Raw genomic sequence first — 19,686 nt, forward strand, 5'->3', positions numbered from 1 at the left:
CCTCCGCCGCGGTCCCTGCCGCCGCCGGCCAGGCCCGCGGGCCGCCCATCGCCACCGGTGCGCAGCCGGCCGCGGCGGCAAGGGACGGCATCGTCAAGGAAGCCAGGAACAGCAGGCACGTCAGGGCGATCCGCCGCATGCGCAACCTCCATCGTCCGAACCGGGCGGGTCGAGTTGATCTGGCCGCGTTTGGCCTGTAACCCGGCAATCAATGATAGAATTCCAGCCCGCTCCGGCCAAGCTGCCGCCTGACCATCGTATCTACGCCATCGGCGACATCCACGGCTGCGACCGCCAGCTCGCCAACCTGCACGCCATGATCGCCGACGACGCCGCCAGCCGCCCCGTGGCCCACGCCACGCTGCTGCATATCGGCGACTACGTGGATCGCGGCGCCGACAGCGCCGGCGTCATCGCCCGCCTCGCCGATGGCTGCCCGATCCCCGGCCTGGAGATGGTCAACCTGCTGGGCAACCACGAGTTCACCATGATCGAAGCCTTGGCCGGGGAGCGTGCCGCCGGCACCGACTGGCTGTTCGCCGGCGGCGAGGCGACGCTGCGCAGCTACGGCATCGACCCCGCCGGCCCGCGGGAAGCCTGGTCCGCCCAGGTCCCTGCCGACCACCAGCGCTTCCTGCACGGGTTGGCCCTGATGCACCGAACCGGCGGTTATGCCTTCGTCCATGCGGGCGTCCGCCCCAACATCCCCCTCGACCGCCAGGCCCGCGAGGACCTTCTCCGCGCTCGGCAATTCTTCCTGTATTCCGAGGCCGATTTCGGCGCCGTCATCGTCCACGGCCATACCCCGGTGAAGACGCCGGTCGTCAAGCACAACCGCATCGCCATCGACACCGGCGCGGTCTTCGGCGGCGTCATGACCTGTGCCGTGCTGGAGGAAGACCGCCTGGGATTCCTGTTCGCCGACCCGGTGGACGCGGCCGTCTCGATCGCTCACCGTTAAGCGCCTGTTTCCCCCGCCCCGGCTTGGTGGTAGCAAGCGGCCCCCGGAGGCCCTTAAACGCTCATGTTCGATTTTGCCTGGTCGGAAATCATGCTTATCGGCGCCGTCGCCCTGATCGCGATCGGCCCCAAGGACATGCCGGCGGCCATCCGCACCGTCACCACCATGATCAAGAAGGCCCGCCGCATGGCGGCCGAGTTCCAGACCCATGTCGACGACCTGGTGCGGGAGGCCGAACTTGGCGACGTGAAGTCCGCGTTCAGCGACCTGCGGCGGATGGACATCGCCTCGGCGCTGGAAAAGGCGGTCGATCCCGACCGTTCGATCCGCCGGACCTTCGAGGAAAACCCGTTCGACCAGCCATCAGCTGCCCCTGGAGCTGCCCCTGGAGCTACCCCCGAGGCCACGGAAGTATCGACCCTGGACCCGGTGACGATCGACGCACCGGCGCAGGAGCCGGTCGACCCCGAAGCCGCGGGGGATGGCGAGCCGGCGGATGCCGAAGCCCCCCAAGGGCAGGACGAAGCGCAAGGCCCCGCCGCACCGGCCTTCATCCCGCCGCAACTCGTGCCCAAGCCGAAGGCCCAGGCCTCGCAGCCCGAGGCACCCGCTTTCATTCCCCCCGAAGCCGTGCTGCAACGTCAGCCCCCGGCGTGAGCCCCACCGCTTAAGCCCCCACCCAATCACCGGACACCCCGTGGCAGACACAGAAGACGATCCGATCAACGACAAGCCGATGCCCCTGCTCGACCATCTGATCGAGTTGCGCCGGCGCCTGATCTGGTCGGCCGTCGCCTTCCTGGTCTGCTTCCTGGGTGCCTATTACATCTCGGGCGACATCTACTACTTCCTGGCCGAACCCTTGGCCCAGGTGCTGCGGGACCAGGGGATGAACGACCCGCATCTGGTCTATACCCAGCTCTACGAGGCGTTCTTCACCAAGATCAAGGTCGCCTTCTTCGGCGGCGCCTTCGTCAGTTTCCCGATCGTCGCGACGCAGATCTGGCTGTTCGTCGCCCCCGGCCTCTATCGCAGCGAGAAGCGGGCGCTGCTGCCGTTCCTGGTGGCGACGCCGGTCCTGTTCATCCTGGGCGCCGCGCTCGCCTACTACTTCGTCTTCCCGTTCGCCTGGCGCTTCTTCGCCAGCTTCCAGACCCCGACCGGCGGCGGCGGCGTGCCGATCGAGCTGTTGCCGCGCGTCAGCGAATACCTCGACCTGGTGATGAAGCTGATCTTCGCCTTCGGCATCACCTTCCAGTTGCCGGTCGCGCTGACGCTGCTGGCGAAGGTGGGCATCACCTCGTCCAAGCAGCTCAAGAAGTTCCGCCGCTATGCCTATGTCGGCATGTTCATCATCGCCGCGATCCTGGCGCCGCCCGACGTCATCACCCAGACCGGGCTCGCGCTGCCGCTGATCGCGCTCTACGAGATCTCCATCCTGTCCGCCCGCTGGGTCGAACCCAAGCCAGTCGAGGTGTAGCCGTGCACGATATCCGCGTCATCCGTACCGACCCCGCCGCTTTCGACGCCGCCATGGCGCGTCGCGGCCTGTCGCCGGTGTCGTCGGAAATCCTGGCGCTGGATACGCAGCGCCGCGCGGCGCAGACGGCGTTGCAGGAGAAGCAGGCGCGGCGGAACGCGCTGGCCAAGGAGATCGGCCAGGGCAAGCGCCAGGGCGCCGATACCGCCGCGCTGGAGGCCGAGGCCACCGCCCTGCGCACCGACATGGACGGGCTGGAGACAGCCGTCTCGGAGTTCGATGCCGCCATCAAGCGCATCCTGGAGGCCCTGCCCAACGTCCTGGACGCCTCGGTCCCCGACGGACCGGACGAGACCGCCAACGTCGAGCTGAAGCGCGTCGGCGAACCCCGCGCCTTCAACTTCGTGCCCAAACAGCATTTCGAGCTGGGCGAGGCGCTGGGCATGATGGACTTCGCCACCGCCGCCAAGCTCGCCGGCGCCCGTTTCACCGTCCTGCGCGGCAAGCTCGCGCGGATGGAACGCGCGCTGGCGCAGTTCATGCTGGACTTCCACACCCAGGAACGCGGCTACGAGGAAACGATCGTGCCGTCCCTGGTGAACGAGGCCACCGCCTATGGCACCGCCCAGTTGCCGAAATTCGAGGAAGACCTGTTCAAGACCACCGACGGCCGCTACCTGATCCCGACCGCCGAGGTCCCGCTGACCAACATGGTCGCGGGCGACATCGTCGCCGAGAAGCAATTGCCGATCCGCGTCACGTCCCTGACCGATTGCTTCCGGTCGGAAGCCGGGTCGGCCGGCCGCGACACCCGCGGCATGCTGCGGCAGCACCAGTTCCGCAAGGTCGAGATGGTCTGCATCGCCCATCCCGAGAAGTCCTGGGATGAGCACGAGTGGATGACCCGATCCGCCGAGATGGTCCTCGAACGGCTGGGCCTGCCCTATCGCCGTATCGTGCTTTGCAGCGGGGATACCGGTTTCGCCTCCACCCGTACCCATGACATCGAGGTCTGGCTGCCCGGCCAGGGGACGTATCGGGAGATCTCCTCCTGCTCCAACTGCAAGGACTTCCAGGCGCGCCGGATGAATGCCCGCTTCCGGGGCGGTTCGGACGGAAAGGCGGTCTCCTTCGTCCACACGCTGAACGGGTCGGGCCTGGCGGTCGGGCGGACGCTGATCGCGGTGATGGAGAACTACCAGCAGGCGGACGGCTCGATCACCGTTCCCGAGGCACTGCGGCCGTACCTGGGGGGGCTGGAGGCGATCGCCGCGGGCTGAGAGGTCTCGGAATGACGCCGCATGGAGGGGCAGCGGCGTCCATTCCGTCGTGGGGCAGACGTGCCCATTCCATCATGGCCGGCGCAGGCCGGCCATGACGGGTGAATAGACGCTCGCGAGACCACAACCCGTAGATATCCGGGCCAGCCCGACGGCGCGGCGCGCCCGTTACGCCGCGGTATACCCCCCGTCCACCTCATAGGCCGCCCCGGTCACGTAGCTGGCGCGATCCGAACACAGCCACACCACCGTCTCCGCGATCTCCCGCGGCTCCCCGAAGCGGCCCAGCGGAGTGCGGCGCATGATCGCGTCGCCGCGCTGTTCGCGGGCCAGCGCCGTCATCCTTGTGGTGATGAAGCCGGGACATACCGCGTTCACCCGGATCCCCTGCTCCGCGTATTCCATCGCCGCCGTCTTGGTCAGGCCGATCACCGCGTGCTTCGCCGCCACATACGCGGTCGAGCCCTTCAGCCCGACCAGCCCCGCGATCGAGGCGGTATTCACGATCGCACCGCCGCCGCCCGCCTGCATCGCCGGAAGTTCATACTTCAGACTCAGCCACACGCTTTTCAGGTTCACCGCGATCATCCGGTCGAACGCGGCCTCGGACCATTCATGCGTGGACTGCCCGATGGAATTCACCTGGTAGGGCGCAATGCCGGCGTTGTTGAAGGCGCAATCCAGCCGTCCATAGGCGGACAGGGTCGCCTGCACCACGGCCTCCACCCGCGCCGCCTCGGTCACGTCGCCGGACAGGGAGATCGCCTGCCCGCCGGCCTGGTTGACCAGGGCGACGGTCGCCGCGGCCGACGCTTCTTCCAGGTCGGCGACGGCCACGCGGGCGCCTTCCCGAGCGAATGCGAGCGCGGCGGCCTGGCCGATCCCGTTGCCGCCGCCGGTCACCAGGGCGACCTTGCCTTCGAGTATCCCGGACATCCGTTTCCCTCCTGGTTGTTTATCCGGGAAACCTATCGGGTAAACGTCCGCCCGGCTACTTCGCCGCCTGCAGGCCGGCGTCGACGAACCCGCCCGACTGGCGGTGCCACAGCCGCGCGTACACGCCGCCCTGGCGCAGCAGGTCGGTATGCGACCCGGTTTCGACGATCCGGCCCTGGTCCAGCACGATCAGCCGGTCCATCCGCGCGATGGTGGACAGGCGGTGCGCGATGGCGATGACCGTGCGGCCTTCCATCAGCGTGTCGAGTTGTTCCTGGATCGCCGCCTCGACCTCCGAATCCAGCGCCGAGGTCGCCTCGTCCAGCACCAGGATCGGCGCGTTCTTCAGGATCACCCGCGCGAGGGCGACGCGCTGGCGCTGGCCGCCGGACAGCTTCACCCCACGCTCCCCCACATGCGCGTCATAGCCGCGGCGGCCGTGCCAATCCTCCAGCCCGACGATGAAATCATGCGCGGCGGCGCGTTTGGCCGCCGCGACGATCTCGGCGTCCGTGGCGTCCGGCTGGCCGTAGCGGATGTTCTCCTTGATCGAGCGGTGCAGCAGCGACGTGTCCTGCGTCACCATCGCGATATGCCGGCGCAGGCTTTCCTGCGTGACGCCGGCGACGTCCTGCCCGTCGATCAGGATGCGGCCTTTGGCGGGATCGTAGAAATGCAGCAGCAGGTTGACGAAGGTCGATTTCCCCGCGCCGGACGGGCCGACCAGCCCCACCCGCTCCCCCGGCGCGATCACCAGGTCGATCCCATGCAGCACGCCCCTGATCCCGCCGGGTGCCCCATCGGCTGCGCCGGCGCGGACCCGGCCGTAGTCGAAATGCAGGTTCCCGACCTCGATCCTTCCACCGGTAACGACCAGCTCTTTCGCGCCGGGCGGATCGGCCATCTGCCGCGGCACGTCGATCGAGCGCATCCCGTCCTGCACCGTGCCGATATTCTCGAAGATGGACGTCACGCTGCGCGCCACCCAGCCGGCGATGTTGTTGAGCTGCCAGGCCAACGGGATCGCAGTCGCCACCGCGCCGATCGCGATGTGCCCCAGGCTGTACTGCCACAGCGCGAGCGTCGCCGTGCCGACGATCAGGCAGGCGTTCATCGACACCAGCGTGGTCGTATAGGCGGTCGTCATGCGCGTCTGGGCGCGGAAGGCGTCCGTATGCTCATCGATCGCCTCCCGCACGAACGCATCCTCATCCGCCGCTCGGGCGAACAGCTTGACCGTCAGGATATTGGTGTAGCTGTCGACGACGCGGCCCGTCAGGTTCGACCGCTGCTCCGACACGCGGCGGGAGCGTTCGCGCAGGCGCGGCACGAAATAGCGCAGCATGACGGCATAGGCGACGAACCAGACGATCAGCGGCAGCATCAGGCTGCCGTCGAGGCGGCTCAGCATGAACAGCGCACTGGTGCCGTAGACCAGGATGTACCAGGCGGCGTCGAAGGCCATCACCAGGCTCTCGCGCAACGCCGGCCCGGTCTGCAGGACGCGGTTGGCGATGCGCCCGGCGAAGTCGTTCTGGAAGAACGTCCAGCTCTGCCGGACGACATGCCAATGGTTCTGCCACCGGATCATGTTGGAGAAGCCGGGATTGACGACCTGGTTGACCAGGATGTTGTGCGCAACGAAGGCCGCCGGACGGACAAACAGCAGGACCGCGGCCATCAGCAGCAGGCGACTACCGGCCTCGGCGAACAGCGTGTCGGGCCGGTGCGCCGACGCGATGGCGACGATCTGGCCGATGAAGGCGGGAATCAGCGTGTCCAGCACCGCCAGCAGGCCGCCGAACAGGAACAGGGCGACGGTCAGGCCACGAACCTGGCGGATGAACTGCCAATAGAACCGCACGAGGCCGGCATTCGGCGGCGGATCTGGAATGCCGGCTGTGGGATCGAGCAGGGCTTCGAAGCGGCGCAACATGCCCTACCGGTGAACCCGGCCGGCAGGCGGCGTCAACCTTCGGCGTGTAACGGCCTGCGATTTTCGCTTATGGCGTCGTGGTCAAACGGACCACGACGCCGACGGGAACCGGCTACGACCAGTGACCCGGCACCCAGTATCCGCCCCGCCAATGCGGCGGGATCCAGACCCGGCGCGGCGCATAGTAGGGCGCCGGCGCATACGCCACCGGCGGCGGCGCGTAGACCACCGGAGGCGGCGGCGCATAGACCGGCGGCGCGATCACCACCGGCGGCAGGACGACTCCCACGCCCCATCCGCCATGCCACCAGGCCTTCGCCTGGTGCGGCATCGCCATCATGCCGGCCAGGGCCAGGCTCGCCACCGCGCCGACAGTGCCAATGCGCTTCAGAACGGACATGTTCGACCTCCTGCAATCGAATGTGGAGGCTATCTAGGGTGGCAATGTAACGACCCAATGACAGGAGTGTGGCGGCAGCGGGGCAACGCAGCGATCACGCGTCTTTGAAGACGGCCGGCAGGCGCCGCTGCTCGAATAGTTCATCCGGCGTCCGATGGCCGCTATTCCGCTGCGGCCGCCTGTTCGGGGGCGCCGAGTTCGCGCAGGCGCGGTGCGACCTCGGTGCCGAACAGGCGGATGTTCTCCTTGGCGTCCCGATGCGACAGGTGACCGCCCTGGCCGAAGAACAGCAGGTGCCCGACGCCGCCCATGCGGGTGTTGAACGCCTTGAGCTGGTCGAACACGTCGTCGGGCGTGCCGGCGAACACGGTCTCGGTATCCATGAACTGCTGGACCGTCGCGGTGCGGTGGTCGATCGGCACACCGTTGCGGTCGGTGACCAGACGATGCGCGCGCGGGCCGGCCTTCAGCATCGCCACGTTGGCGCCGATCGAGTTGTAGCCTGGCGGGTTCGTGAACGGCTCCGCCACCACTGGCGCCGTCCGCACGTAATCCGCGATCTCGTGCGCCCGGCGCAGCCCTTCCTCGCGCGTCCGGCCGACGCCGACGATGGCGGCATAGGCCATGCGGTCTGGTCCGGCTTCCCAGCCAAGCTCCCGAGCACGCTTGCGATAAGCGTCGTACATGGGCTTGGCGAGGCCGCCGGACAGCAACGTGCCCACCACGTGGCCGCGTTCGGCGGCGGCGATGCCGGTATCGACGCTCATGCCCGTCATCCAGATCGGCGGCGTCGGCTGCTGGATCGGACGTGGCCAGATATTCACTGCGCGGTACTGGAAGAATTCGCCTTCCCAGGAGAACGGGCCGTCATGCGTCGTCAGCGCCTTGATGATCAGGTCATGCGCTTCCCAGTACCGGCGCATCAACCGCCCGGGATTGGAATTGGCGGGATGGATCTCGTACGGCGCGCCCTTGACCAGCCCCATTTCGATCCGCCCGCCCGAAAGGCAGTCGAGCCAGGCCATTTCCTCCGCGACGCGGACGGGATCGGGACGGTTGGCGATCGGATTGCCCAGGGACAGCAACCGGGCGTTTTTGGTTTCACGTGCAATTATGGCAAGCGCCATCGGGACCGATACGGTCATGCAGGTCGCGGTGCTGTGGTGCTCGTTCACCATGATGTCGAGCCCGACTTCGTCGCACAGGGCGAATTCGTCGAGATAGCGGTTCAGCAGCCTGCCGGCCTCGGCGGGATCGACGTTCTCATTGGGGAAGGTGACGCGCAGGGAACCGCGGGCGAGGCCCTTGTCCCAGGCGTGGTGGTAGGCCATTTCGGAGAAATACCAGGTGCGCATGTTCGTTTTCCTCCGTGGGTCTTATCCCAGCCGTTTCGATAACGCTTCGACCCGAGAGGCGAACGCGTCGGGCTGTTCCAGATGCGGATAGTGCCCGGCGCCCGGCAGCGTCTCGAACGATGCGCCCGGGATTTCCGCCTTCCATGCCTCCACATAGGGTTGCGCGATGATCCGGTCCTGTTCGCCCCAGACCAGGTGCGTCGGGATGTCGATCCGGTGCAGCCATCGTTTCAGCCGCGGATTGTGCATGTACGGCTTCCAGCCGAACACGGCCAGCGCTTCCCGCCCCCGGGCGATGCCGGCCAGTTCGATATCGGACAGTTTGGCATAATCGATCTCGGCCTTCGCCGGATCGGCCCAGCCGAGCCGCGACAGGTCCGCTCGCGCCGTCGCGTGCATGTCGACGATGTCGCGATCCAGCACGCCGCCGACCTTGATCCCCAACGGATCGGCCAGCAGCAGTCCGGCGAAGCGGGCGGTGTTGCGCACCGCCATTTCGGCTGCGATCCAACCGCCGAAGCTGTTGCCGACCAGCAGCGCGTCCTTCAGGCCAAGCTGCGCCGCGAGGTCGAGATACAGATACGCCAGGTCATCGACGGAACCGACCCAGTCCGGCAGCGCGGAGCCGCCAAAGCCCGGATGGAAGGGCGCGACGACGTGGAACCGGCGTGCCAACGCCGCCAGCCAGGGGCGATCAGGCTGCAAGCCTTCGCCCGGATGCAGGAACAGCAGCGGCCGCCCGGTCCCCTGCGGTGGCCCCTGCCGGATGATCTCCAGGTCGACGCCCGAGACCCCAATATGCTCGGTCAACCGCTTCCTCCCGTCTTGCTTGAACGGAAGTCTACGCCGACCGCGGCGTTCGGCAACCTCAGCCCTTCACCCCGCCCATCGTCAGGCCGGCCGTCATGTAGCGGCGGAAGCCGTAGTACAGGATCATCGGCGGCAGGGCGTAGATGATCGCCGTCGCCATCATGAAGTTCCACGGCGACTCGTCGCTGTTGAGGAACTGTGCCAGCGCCACGGCGACGGTCATGCTCTGCGGCGTGGAGAGGAACAGGAAGTTGTACAGATACTCGTTCCAGGCAAGCAACAGCGCATAGGTGCCGACCGCGACCAGCGCCGGCGCCATCAGCGGCAGGTAGACGCGCAAGTAGATCTGCCACGGCGTGGCGCCGTCGATGCGCGCCGATTCGTCCAGTTCCATCGGGATCGACTTGCCGTATTGCGAGAAGATGAAGATCGCATACGGCGTGGCGAACGTCGTCAGCGCCGCGATCACCGACAGAAGGTTATCGCCCAGCCCATAGATCTGCATGATCCGATAGAACGGAATCGCCAGGAACGAAGCCGGGATCACATAGGTCATCAATGCCGCGTTGGTCAGCAGCCAGCCATGGCGGATGCGCAGCCGCCCCACCGTGAAGCTGGTCAGGGAACCGATGAACACGGTCAGGAACATCGTCGTCAGTCCGACGATGAAACTGTTGCCGAACTGGTGCCAGAACGCGGCGAGGTACCAGAAATCCTGCGTCACCACGACGCGGAAACTGTCCAGCGACGGGTGTTCGGGCCACAGCGTGCCGCTGAAGATATCGTCATGGCTGTCGAGCGCGATGATGACCATGTTGTAGATCGGCAGGACCGACCAGATCACCAGCACCAGGCCCAGGACCAGCGACACCGCCTCCACCGTCCACCGATTCAGGCGATAGCGGGTGCGCCGGGCGAGCGTCGCGTTCATAGCTGGCCTTCCGACATGCGCAGCTTGCGCATCAGCAGGATGACCAAGGGCACCAGCAGCGGCAGCGCCGACATCACCGCCGCCACGCCCAGCCGCGGCAGCGACAAGGTGAAAGCGTAACGAATCCCCAGCGTGGCGAGAACTTCGGTGGACATCGCCGGACCGCCGCCGGATACGAAATAGGTCGCGTTGAACTCACCCAGCGCGAACACCGTATCCAGCAGGGTGCAGACGAAATACAGGTTCGCCATCAGCGGGAACGTCACGTTCCAGAAACGTGTCAGGCTGCCGGCGCCATCGACCGAGGCGGCCTCATACAACTCCTGCGGCACCGCCATGCGGCCGGCGAGCATGATGATGGTCCAGAACGGAAGGTTCTTCCAGATATACGCGCTGATATTGCACGCCAGCCCCGTCCAGTGGGAGTTCAGGTAGACCGGCCCGTCGATGCCGAACAGCCAATACAGCAGGTTGTTCAGCAGGCCCCAATGCCCATCCAGGAACCAGTGGATCGATATAAAGGCGGGCAGCGCCGGCGTCGCCCATGGCAGGATGAAGACGACCAGCAGCGCCTTGATCCACCATCGCTTGCGCATGAAGAAGCCGGACAGCAGGAAGGCCAGGAACATCTTCACGTTCACGCCGATGCCGACATACAGCAGCGTATTCACCACGGCCCCGGCATAGCGGGGATCGGTGAACAGCTCGGCATACAGTTTCGGATCGCCGCCGAGCCAAAGACCGTAGCCGATGGGATAGACGACGAAGAAAAGGAAGATGGCGGTATAGGGCAGCGTGAAGGCCAGGGCCCAGGCATAGTCCGGGCCGAGAAGCCCGATATGCCATGGCTTGCGCCGTGCCGGCCGGAACGGAAGGACCGCACCGGCCGGGATCGCGCGCTGTGACAGGCTCATGGGGGAGTCCTCCGCGCCTAGCCGTGGCTGGCCCTGGTGAAATCCCGATGAACGCGCGCGTTCTGTTCAATAAACGAGGTACGACGCACCCTGCGCCGGCTGATGGGTCCCATCGCCGTTGACCTCCCTGACAGGCCGGGCGTTTCGCCCGTGCATTATGTGTAAGCCTCGTAATCTAGAGGCTGCTTCAATCAGGATGTCGCCGTCAATCCTTTTTCCGCCTTTCGCAGGCGGGCGGCCGCGCGCTGGCCCGGCCAAGGCCGGGCCACGGCGGACCTGCCTTACCGCCGCCGCAACTGCGACACGTCGCGCACCGCCCCGCGGGAGGCGCTGGTCGTCAGCGCCGCATAGGCCTGCAGCGCCATCGACACCGTCCGTTCGCGCTTCGGCTGCCAGGCATCGGCGCCTTTCGCGTCCATCTTCGCCCGCCGCGCCGCCAGTTCCGTGTCCGAGATCACCAGTTCCAACCGGCGTTCCGGGATGTTGATGCGGATCCGGTCGCCCTCTTCGATCAGCCCGATCGCGCCGCCCTCCGCCGCCTCGGGCGAGATGTGGCCGACCGACAGCCCCGACGACCCGCCGGAGAAGCGGCCGTCGGTGATCAGCGCGCAGAGATGCGCCAGTTTCTTCGACTTCAGGTAGCTGGTCGGATACAGCATCTCCTGCATGCCGGGGCCGCCCTTGGGGCCTTCATAGCGGATGACGACGACGTCGCCCGGCTTGATCTTGTCGCCCAGGATGCCCGTCACCGCATCGTCCTGGCTTTCGAAGATGCGTGCCGGCCCTTCGAACACCATCAGCGACGGATCGACGCCGGCCGTCTTGATGATCGCCCCGTCCACCGCGATGTTGCCCGACAGCACCGCAAGGCCGCCGTCCTTGCTGAACGCATGCGCGACGTCGCGCACCACGCCCTTCTGCCGGTCGAGGTCGAGCGTGTCGCCCCGCCGGTCCTGGCTGAAAGCTTCCGTGGTCCGCACGCCGCCCGGTGCCGCGCGGAACAGCGTCGTCGCGTTGTCGTCCGGCGTCCGGCCTTCCGCCAGCACGTCCCACTTCGCCAGCGCGTCGCCCAAGGTCGTGCCATGCACGCTCGGGACGTCCCGATGGATCAGCCCGGCGCGATCCAGTTCCCCCATGATGCCCAGGATGCCGCCGGCCATGTGGACGTCCTCGACATGCACCTCGGGCGCCGAGGGCGCGACCTTGCACAGGTTGGGCACCCGCCGCGACAGGCGGTCGATGTCGGCCATCGTAAAGGGCACATTGCCCTCCTGCGCCGCGGCCAGCAGATGCAGCACCGTGTTGGTCGATCCGCCCATGGCGATGTCCAGCGACATCGCGTTCTCGAACGACTTGAACGCCGCGATCGTGCGCGGCAGGGCGGTGACGTCGTTCTGCTCGTAGTACCGCCGCGCCAGGTCGACGATCAGCCAGCCGGCCTCGACGAACAGCTTGCGGCGGTCGGCGTGGGTCGCCACCAGGGTACCGTTGCCGGGCAGCGCAAGGCCCAGGGCCTCGGTCAGGCAGTTCATCGAATTGGCGGTGAACATGCCGGAGCAGGATCCGCAGGTCGGACAGGCCGAACGCTCGACGGTCAGCGTCTCCTCGTCCGTCGCGGTCGGGTCGGCGGCGACCACCATGGCGGTGATCAGGTCGACGGACTTGGCCTTCTTCTGGCCGGGGGCGACGACCTTGCCGGCCTCCATCGGCCCGCCGGAGACGAAGACGGTCGGGATGTTGAGCCGCATCGCCGCCATCAGCATGCCGGGGGTGATCTTGTCGCAGTTGCTGATGCAGACCAGGGCGTCGGCGCAATGGGCGTTGACCATGTATTCGACGGCGTCGGCGATCAACTCCCGCGACGGCAGGCTGTACAGCATGCCGTCATGACCCATGGCGATGCCGTCATCGACGGCGATCGTGTTGAATTCCTTGGCAACGCCACCCGCCGCCTGCACCTCCGCGGCCACCAACTGCCCCAGGTCCTTCAGGTGGACATGGCCCGGCACGAACTGGGTGAAGGAGTTGGCGATCGCGATGATCGGCTTGCCGAAATCGCCATCCCCCATACCGGTCGCGCGCCACAGGCTGCGGGCGCCGGCCATGTTGCGGCCATGGGTGGTGGTGCGGGAACGATAAGCGGGCATGATCCTGGGCGGCCTTCCGTGCGGGTCTATTTGTCGCGCCTGCATAGTCCAGTGTTCGGCGGAACGCCAGGGAAGCGGGGATGGGGCGGCCGTTCCGTCACCCCGCCTCGTAATCCATCCCGATATCCAGCACCGCCACGCTGTGCGTCAGCCACCCGACCGAGATCAGGTCGACCCCCGCCTGCGCGATCGCAGGCGCCGTCTGCGGGTTGATGCGGCCGGACGCCTCGGCGATCGCGCGGCCGCCGATCATCCCCACGGCCTCCCGCAGCATCTCCGGCCCCATGTTGTCCAGCAGCACGGCGTCGGCCCCGACGCGCATCACCTCCTCCAGTTGCGACATCGTATCGACCTCGACTTCGATCTTCACCATGTGCCCGGTGGCGGCCCGAGCGCGCTTGACCGCCGGGGTGATGCCGCCGGCGACGGCGATGTGGTTGTCCTTGATCAGCACCGCGTCATCCAGGCCGAACCGGTGATTGCTGCCGCCGCCGGCGCGCACGGCGTATTTCTGCACCGCGCGCAGGCCGGGCATGGTCTTGCGGGTGCAGACCACCCGCGCCTTGCTGCCGGCGATGGCGGTCACGATGGACGCCGTCCCGGTCGCCACGCCGCTCAAGTGGCACAGGAAGTTCAGCGCCGTCCGCTCCGCCGTCAGGATGCCGCGCGCCGGCCCGCTGACCCGCGCCAGCACCTGGCCCGGCCGGACCGGCGAGCCGTCCGGCGCCTCCGTTTCCATGACGATCGCCGGATCGATCAGCGCGAAGGCCAGCGCCGCGAGGTCCAGCCCCGCCACCACGCCGTTCTGCCGCGCCACCAGCGCCACCTGCGTCCGCATCCCGCTCGGGATGATCGCGTCCGTGGTGATGTCCCCCGCTCGGCCCAGATCCTCCAGCAGGGCGGCGCGCACCAGGGGTTCCAGCATCACGCGCGGCAACGGGGATAAAATCGACGGATCGGACATCGTCTCAGCCCTTCACCGCCAGCATGCGTTCGACCGCGCGCCGCGCCGGGGCGGCGATGTCGTCCGGTACAAGGACTTCGTGCCGCATCTCCTCCAGCGCTTCGCGGATATTGCCCAGGCTGATCCGCTTCATGTGCGGGCACAGGTTGCACGGCCGCACGAACTCGATGTCCGGGTGACGGACGGCGACATTGTCGCTCATGGAGCATTCGGTCAGCAGCACCACCCGCGCCGGATGCTTGCGATCGACATAATCCGCCATCGCGGCGGTCGAGCCGGCGAAATCCGCCTCCGCCACCACCTCCGGCGGGCATTCGGGATGCGCCAGCACGACCACGCCCGGATGGCTGTCGCGGAAGCCGCGGATATCGGCCGGGGTGAACCGCTCATGCACCTCGCAGTGGCCGGCCCAGGCGATGATCTTCACGCCGGTTTCGGCCGCGACGTTCTTCGCCAGGTATTCGTCCGGAATCATGATGACCTCCGGCACGCCCAGCGATTCCACCACCTGCTTCGCGTTGCCCGAGGTGCAGCAGATATCGGACTCCGCCTTCACCGCGGCGGACGTATTGACATAGGTGACGACCGGCACGCCGGGATAGCGCTGCCGCATCAGGCGGACATCCGCGGGCGTGATCGATTCCGCCAGCGAGCAGCCCGCCCCCGTGTCCGGGATCAGCACCGTCCGCTCCGGGTTCAGCAGCTTCGCCGTCTCGGCCATGAAGTGGACGCCGGCCAGGACGATCACGTCCGCCTCGGCCCGCATCGCCTCCCGCGCCAGGGCCAGGCTGTCGCCGGTGATGTCGGCCACGCAGTTGAAGATCTCCGGCGTCTGGTAGTTGTGCGCCAGGATGATCGCGTTGCGCTGCCGCTTCAGCCGCAGGATGGCGTCGATGTCATCCTCGAACACCGGCCATTCGATCGGCGGGATGATGTGACGTACCCGCGCATAGAGGGGCGAGGCGATCTCGGACGTGACCTGTTGCATGGCCTTATACTCCACATGAGCATTACAATGCTTATGCTGGGACTGAGTATAAGGGTTGTCAACCCGGCGGCAGCGGCAGCTTGCTTCCGGTCACGCCGCGCTCCGCCAGGACCGACCGGCGGAAGCGCACCAGCTTGGCGGGACGGCCGCCGGTCGCCTGGGTGGTTTCGCCCGTTTCTTCCACCAGTTCCTGCTGTTCGATCAGGCGGCGGAAATTCTGTTTGTGGACGCCTCGCCCGGCGATCGCCTCCACCGTGCGCTGGAGCTGCCCGAGCGTGAAGGAGTCGGCCATGAGTTCGAAAACCACGGGCCGGTACTTGATCTTTGCCCGCAGCCGCGCGATGCCGGTGGCCAGGATGCGGCGGTGGTCCAGCACCATCGGCCTGCCCGGCGTGGTGTCCTGCTGCCCCGCCGCCATGCCGTCGCGGCAGGCCTCGGGCACGAGGCCGGCTTCGTACAGCAGCTCATAGCGCTGCAGCACCAGTTCCTCGTTCCAGGCGCCGAAGGTGATGGCGACGCGCTGTTCGGCCGCTTCGCCCTTGCCGGCCGCCCAGGCGGTCAGCCGTGGCAGCAGGTCGTCGCGGATGATCGCCGGCTCGCCGTTGCGGTGGTCCTCCCACGGGAAGAACTCGTACCAGTTCCGCCAGGCGTTCCCCGCAACGCCGGGCTGCGCCGTCTCCCGCGTCAGCCCCAGGTAGCTGATCGAGATCCGGTGGCTGCCGTCCTGTGTCCGGTCGCTGTCGGCGAAGGTATAGAGCTGCTCGACATAGCCCAGCGCGTGATGGGTCTGCTCCTCCACCCAGCTTCGCAGGCCGGATTGCAGGGATCGGTGGGTGGTCTGGAACGGACCCGAGGGCAGCGCCGATGTGCCGCCGATCGTCAGGACCCGCGGTTCGCCGCGCGTCACCGCGACGACGACAGCGATCAGCTCCGCGGCGACGCGGTTGGCGGACTCGTTGCGGTCGTCGGCGCGCAGGGCGGTCGCGGGTTGGCGCAAAAGCGGACTCTTCGGGTTGGGCGTTGTCATATATCAGGCCACGAAGCCCCCGCCACAGCCTTGTCTTGCCATCCCGCCCGAGAAATTTCCGTGACCTGGGTTAAGGCGGGGACCCCCCTCTGCGTCGTCGTCGGCGAAGGCCGACCACGACGGGATCGAGCCCCGCCATGACGAGAGCACCCGCTCCGGCCCACGCGGCACTGCAGGAATTGTTCAGGCGGGGACGGTCTCCCGCTGCGCCGCGACGCGGTGCGGCTTGAACTTCAGCCCCAGGTTCTCCCGCAGCGTCCTGCCCTCATACGCCGTGCGGAAGAGGCCCCGGCGCTGGAGTTCCGGGACCACGTTCTCCACGAACATCTCCAGCGGTTCGGGGAAGTAGGGCGACAGCATGGTGAAGCCGTCGCAGGCGTCGCGGGTGAACCAGTCCTCCATGAAATCCGCCAGCCTTTTGGGCGTGCCGACGAAGACCATGTGGCCGAGGCTGAAGGTGAACCGCCGTGCCAGTTCGCGGATCGACAGGTTCTCCCGCCGCGCCAGGTCGATCATCATCTTCTGGCGGGCCTTGGCGGCGTTGCTGGGCGGCAGGTCCGGCAGCGGGCCGTCGATGTCGTACTTGCGGATGTCCAGGTCGCCGCACAGGCGCTGCACGCTTTTCAGCATGCCTTCGATCGAGGCCTCGCCCAGCATCATGTCGTAGCGTTCCTTCGCCTCGCTCTCGGTATGGCCCAGGACGTAGCGGATGCCCGGCATGATGCGGATATCGTCGGGCGAGCGGCCGTATTTCGGCATGCGGCCGCGGACGTCGCTATAGAAGGCCTGGGCCTCTTCCAGCGACACCTGCGCGGTGAACACGACATCGGCGGTGCGGGCGGCGAGTTCCCTGCCGGGCTCCGACGATCCGGCCTGGGCGATGATCGGATTGCCCTGGATCGGGCGGGCGACGTTCAGCGGGCCGCGGACCTTGAAGTGCTTGCCTTCGTGGTTCAGCACATGGACCTTTTTGGGATCGATATATTTCCCCGTGTCGTGGTCGCGGATGATCGCATCGTCCTCCCAACTGTCCCACAATCCGGTGACGACGTCGTAGAATTCCTGCGCCCGTTCATAGCGCAGATCATGCGCCATGTGCTCGTTCTGGCTGAAGTTCTGCGCCTCGTCGACGTTCTGCGACGTCACCAGGTTCCACCCGGCCCGCCCCTTGCTGATATGGTCGATGGTGGCGAATTTCCGGGCCACGTTGAACGGGTCGTTATAGGTGGTGGTGACGGTCGCGATCAGGCCGATATGCTTCGTCATCGGCGCCAGCGCGGCCAACAGCGTCAGCGGTTCCAGCCGCACGCAGCGCGCGGCCTCTGCCAGTGCTTCGGCACCGCCCCCGGGCAGGTAGAAGGCCGGGGCCACGGCGGCGCTGTCCTGGAAGAACAGCATGTCGAACAGGCCCCGCTCCGCCACCCGCGCCATGTGGACGCATTCCTCGAAATCCATGTCGGTCGGCTTCGCGCCCGGCATCAGCCAATGACCCGGCGGGTGGCAGAAAGCGGTCAGCTTCATCTGACGTTTCGGCATGGCAAAGGCTCCTACGGATCGAGATGACAGGCGGCCAGGTGGCCGGCGCCGGCCGGCCGCAATTCCGGTTTTTCGGCGAAGCAGCGTTCGAAGGCGTACGGGCAGCGGTCGCGGAAGCCGCAGCCGACGGCCAGGTCGCCGCTGCCATGCCGAGCGGGCTTGAGCGGGATCGCCGCGCGGTTCTGTTCGACGCGGGGGACCGGGACGGCGGCGATCAGCGCCTGTGTATACGGGTGTCGGGGATGGCGCACGACGTCTTCGGTCGGCCCGTCCTCGACGATACGGCCGCGATACATCACCAGCGTGCGGACGCAGACATAGCGGACCAGCGTGACGTCGTGGGAGATGTAGATGGCGGCCAGCCCCATCTCATCGCGCACGTCCCGCATCAGGTTCAGGATCCCCGCTCGCACGCTGACATCCAGCATCGAGACCGGTTCGTCCGCGACGATGAAGTCCGGCCGCAGGATCAGCGCGCGGGCCAGCACCACGCGCTGCAACTGACCGCCCGACATCTGGTGCGGATAGTTCGCCAGCACGCCGGCCGCGTCGGGCAGGTGCACCTGGCGCAGCACCGCGTCCATCCGTTCGGCCCGTTCCGACCGTGGAACGCCGGCATTGATCAGCGGTTCGGCCAGGGATTGCCGCATGGTGAACCGAGGGTTCAGCGCGTCGAACGGGTTCTGGAACACAAGCTGCGCGCGGGTGCGGAACCGCTTCAGCGCCGGCCCGGACATGGTCGCGACATCGGCGCCGCCGAAGCGGATCTCCCCGGCGGATGGCGGCGTCAGCCGCAGCAGCAGCCGGCCGGTCGTGGTCTTGCCGCTGCCGGACTCGCCCAGCAGGCCGACCGTCTCGCCCCGGTCGATCCGGAAATCGAGGCCGTCGACCGCCCGCACCGTCGCGCCGCCGGACTGGAAATGCTTGGTCAGGCCGCGTGCTTCCACCAGCGCGGTGTCGGTCATGGCATCCATGTCGATGCCTCCGTCGCGCGCACGCGCAGCGCGGCCGCTTCCCCGCTGCGCCAGCAGGCGGCCCGGTGTCCGGGCGCGATCTCGGTCAGCGGCGGCGGTTCCTGCGCGCAGCGTTCGAGGGCGAACGGGCAGCGCGCGGCGAACCGGCAGCCGGTCGGCGGTTCGTGCAGGTCGGGTGGGCTGCCCTGGATCGGCACCAGCAGGTCGGCTGCCCGCTCCAGGTCCGGGAAGGCGTTGCACAGACCCATCGTGTAGGGATGCGCCGCCTGCCCCAGCAGCACGGCGCTGGGGCCGGATTCCACCACCTGGCCGGCATACATCACCGCGATGCTGTCGCAGCAATAGGCCACGACGCTGATGTCGTGGGTGATCATGATGACCGACACGTGCAACCGCCTCTGCAGGTCGCGCATCGTGTCCAGCACCTCCCGCTGGACGATCACGTCCAGCGCGGTCACCGGTTCATCCGCGATCACCAGCAGCGGGTTCAGCGCCAGCGCCAGCGCGATCGCCACCCGCTGGCGCATCCCGCCGCTGAGCTGGTGCGGGAACGACGCCAGCACCGTGTGCGGCAGCCCCACCATATCCAACAGTTCCCGCGCCCGCAGCCGCGCCGCTCGGCCACGGATATTGCCGCGGGCGAGGACTTCGAGAAGCTGTGCCTCGATCCGATACACCGGGTCGAGCGAGTTCATCGCCGATTGCGGCACGAAGGCGATCTCGGTCCAACGGATCGCGCGCGCGTCCTGCCGGTCGAGTGCCAGCAGGTCGCGGCCGGTGAACGTCACGCTGCCGCCGGTGACCCGCGCGTTGCCGGCCAGCACGCCGGTCAGCGACCGGGCGGCGGTGGTCTTGCCGCAGCCTGATTCGCCCACGAGACCGAGCATTTCGGCCTGACCGACGTCGAAGCTGGCGCCGTCGACGGCGTGCATCGTGCCGCGCGGGGTGCGGTACGACACGCGCAGGCCGCGCACCGACAACAGCAGCGGGACGTCGCGCCGCGCCGACGCCTCTCCGGTGGTTTCCTGCGTGACCAGCTCCGTCATC

At 67.5% G+C, this 19,686-nt stretch carries 18 protein-coding genes; 4 read left to right on the top strand and 14 right to left on the bottom strand.

Annotated elements, in window-relative coordinates; all coding sequences use genetic code 11:
• The first annotated feature begins 211 nt into the window (after positions 1-211).
• The 4 genes from VHB27_RS20430 to serS all read left to right on the top strand — a co-directional run bounded on the left by VHB27_RS20430 (position 212) and on the right by serS (position 3,721).
• Positions 212-961 carry a metallophosphoesterase gene (locus tag VHB27_RS20430; protein WP_325604010.1) on the top strand — a complete coding sequence of 250 codons (750 nt, stop codon included), beginning with the start codon at positions 212-214 and terminating at the stop codon, positions 959-961.
• A gap of 63 nt (positions 962-1,024) precedes the next feature.
• Complete coding sequence (tatB, locus tag VHB27_RS20435) at positions 1,025-1,618, top strand: Sec-independent protein translocase protein TatB (RefSeq protein WP_325604012.1); 594 nt, start codon at positions 1,025-1,027, stop codon at positions 1,616-1,618.
• Between the two features lie 79 nt (positions 1,619-1,697).
• Positions 1,698-2,441, top strand: a complete 744-nt coding sequence (gene tatC, locus VHB27_RS20440; protein WP_325604060.1) for a twin-arginine translocase subunit TatC — start codon at positions 1,698-1,700, stop codon at positions 2,439-2,441.
• 2 nt (positions 2,442-2,443) lie between these two features.
• A complete protein-coding gene (gene serS / locus VHB27_RS20445) occupies positions 2,444-3,721 on the top strand; it encodes a serine--tRNA ligase (RefSeq protein ID WP_325604014.1) in 1,278 nt (425 codons plus the stop codon).
• A gap of 168 nt (positions 3,722-3,889) precedes the next feature.
• Here serS and VHB27_RS20450 read toward each other — a convergent pair whose 3' ends face one another.
• The 14 genes from VHB27_RS20450 to VHB27_RS20515 form a co-directional block, all read right to left on the bottom strand.
• A complete protein-coding gene (locus tag VHB27_RS20450) occupies positions 3,890-4,657 on the bottom strand; it encodes a glucose 1-dehydrogenase (protein WP_325604016.1) in 768 nt (255 codons plus the stop codon).
• Positions 4,658-4,712: 55 nt separating this feature from the next.
• On the bottom strand, positions 4,713-6,593 hold the full coding sequence (locus VHB27_RS20455) for an ABC transporter ATP-binding protein (protein WP_325604018.1): 1,881 nt from the start codon (positions 6,591-6,593) through the stop codon (positions 4,713-4,715).
• A gap of 112 nt (positions 6,594-6,705) precedes the next feature.
• The gene (locus tag VHB27_RS20460; RefSeq protein ID WP_325604020.1) at positions 6,706-6,993 is read right to left on the bottom strand and encodes a hypothetical protein; all 288 of its coding nucleotides are present in this window, start codon (positions 6,991-6,993) and stop codon (positions 6,706-6,708) included.
• Between the two features lie 161 nt (positions 6,994-7,154).
• On the bottom strand, positions 7,155-8,348 hold the full coding sequence (locus VHB27_RS20465; RefSeq protein ID WP_325604022.1) for an LLM class flavin-dependent oxidoreductase: 1,194 nt from the start codon (positions 8,346-8,348) through the stop codon (positions 7,155-7,157).
• A 21-nt stretch (positions 8,349-8,369) separates the two neighbouring features.
• Positions 8,370-9,158, bottom strand: coding sequence for an alpha/beta fold hydrolase (locus VHB27_RS20470; protein ID WP_325604024.1), 789 nt, complete (start codon positions 9,156-9,158; stop codon positions 8,370-8,372).
• A gap of 58 nt (positions 9,159-9,216) precedes the next feature.
• Complete coding sequence (locus VHB27_RS20475) at positions 9,217-10,089, bottom strand: carbohydrate ABC transporter permease (RefSeq protein WP_325604026.1); 873 nt, start codon at positions 10,087-10,089, stop codon at positions 9,217-9,219.
• Positions 10,086-11,003, bottom strand: coding sequence for a carbohydrate ABC transporter permease (locus tag VHB27_RS20480; protein WP_325604028.1), 918 nt, complete (start codon positions 11,001-11,003; stop codon positions 10,086-10,088). The genes VHB27_RS20475 and VHB27_RS20480 overlap by 4 nt, the downstream gene beginning before the upstream one ends.
• A 281-nt stretch (positions 11,004-11,284) precedes the next feature.
• Positions 11,285-13,150, bottom strand: coding sequence for a dihydroxy-acid dehydratase (ilvD, locus tag VHB27_RS20485; protein WP_325604033.1), 1,866 nt, complete (start codon positions 13,148-13,150; stop codon positions 11,285-11,287).
• 97 nt (positions 13,151-13,247) lie between these two features.
• Entirely contained in the window at positions 13,248-14,114 is an 867-nt protein-coding gene (gene nadC, locus VHB27_RS20490; protein ID WP_325604035.1) for a carboxylating nicotinate-nucleotide diphosphorylase, read from the bottom strand.
• Positions 14,115-14,118: 4 nt separating this feature from the next.
• Positions 14,119-15,102: a quinolinate synthase NadA gene (gene nadA, locus VHB27_RS20495; protein WP_325604037.1), complete on the bottom strand. Its 984-nt coding sequence runs from the start codon at positions 15,100-15,102 to the stop codon at positions 14,119-14,121.
• Between the two features lie 58 nt (positions 15,103-15,160).
• A complete protein-coding gene (locus VHB27_RS20500) occupies positions 15,161-16,099 on the bottom strand; it encodes an NUDIX hydrolase (protein WP_325604040.1) in 939 nt (312 codons plus the stop codon).
• Between the two features lie 213 nt (positions 16,100-16,312).
• A complete protein-coding gene (locus VHB27_RS20505; RefSeq protein ID WP_325604042.1) occupies positions 16,313-17,665 on the bottom strand; it encodes an LLM class flavin-dependent oxidoreductase in 1,353 nt (450 codons plus the stop codon).
• Between the two features lie 11 nt (positions 17,666-17,676).
• On the bottom strand, positions 17,677-18,639 hold the full coding sequence (locus VHB27_RS20510) for an ABC transporter ATP-binding protein (RefSeq protein WP_325604043.1): 963 nt from the start codon (positions 18,637-18,639) through the stop codon (positions 17,677-17,679).
• Complete coding sequence (locus VHB27_RS20515) at positions 18,627-19,685, bottom strand: ABC transporter ATP-binding protein (protein ID WP_325604045.1); 1,059 nt, start codon at positions 19,683-19,685, stop codon at positions 18,627-18,629. Before VHB27_RS20515 ends, VHB27_RS20510 begins: the two co-directional genes overlap by 13 nt.
• Between the last annotated feature and the right edge of the window lies 1 nt (position 19,686).

It is taken from the genome of Rhodopila sp. (genome assembly GCF_035548235.1).
In the GTDB taxonomy this organism is placed as follows: domain Bacteria; phylum Pseudomonadota; class Alphaproteobacteria; order Acetobacterales; family Acetobacteraceae; genus Rhodopila.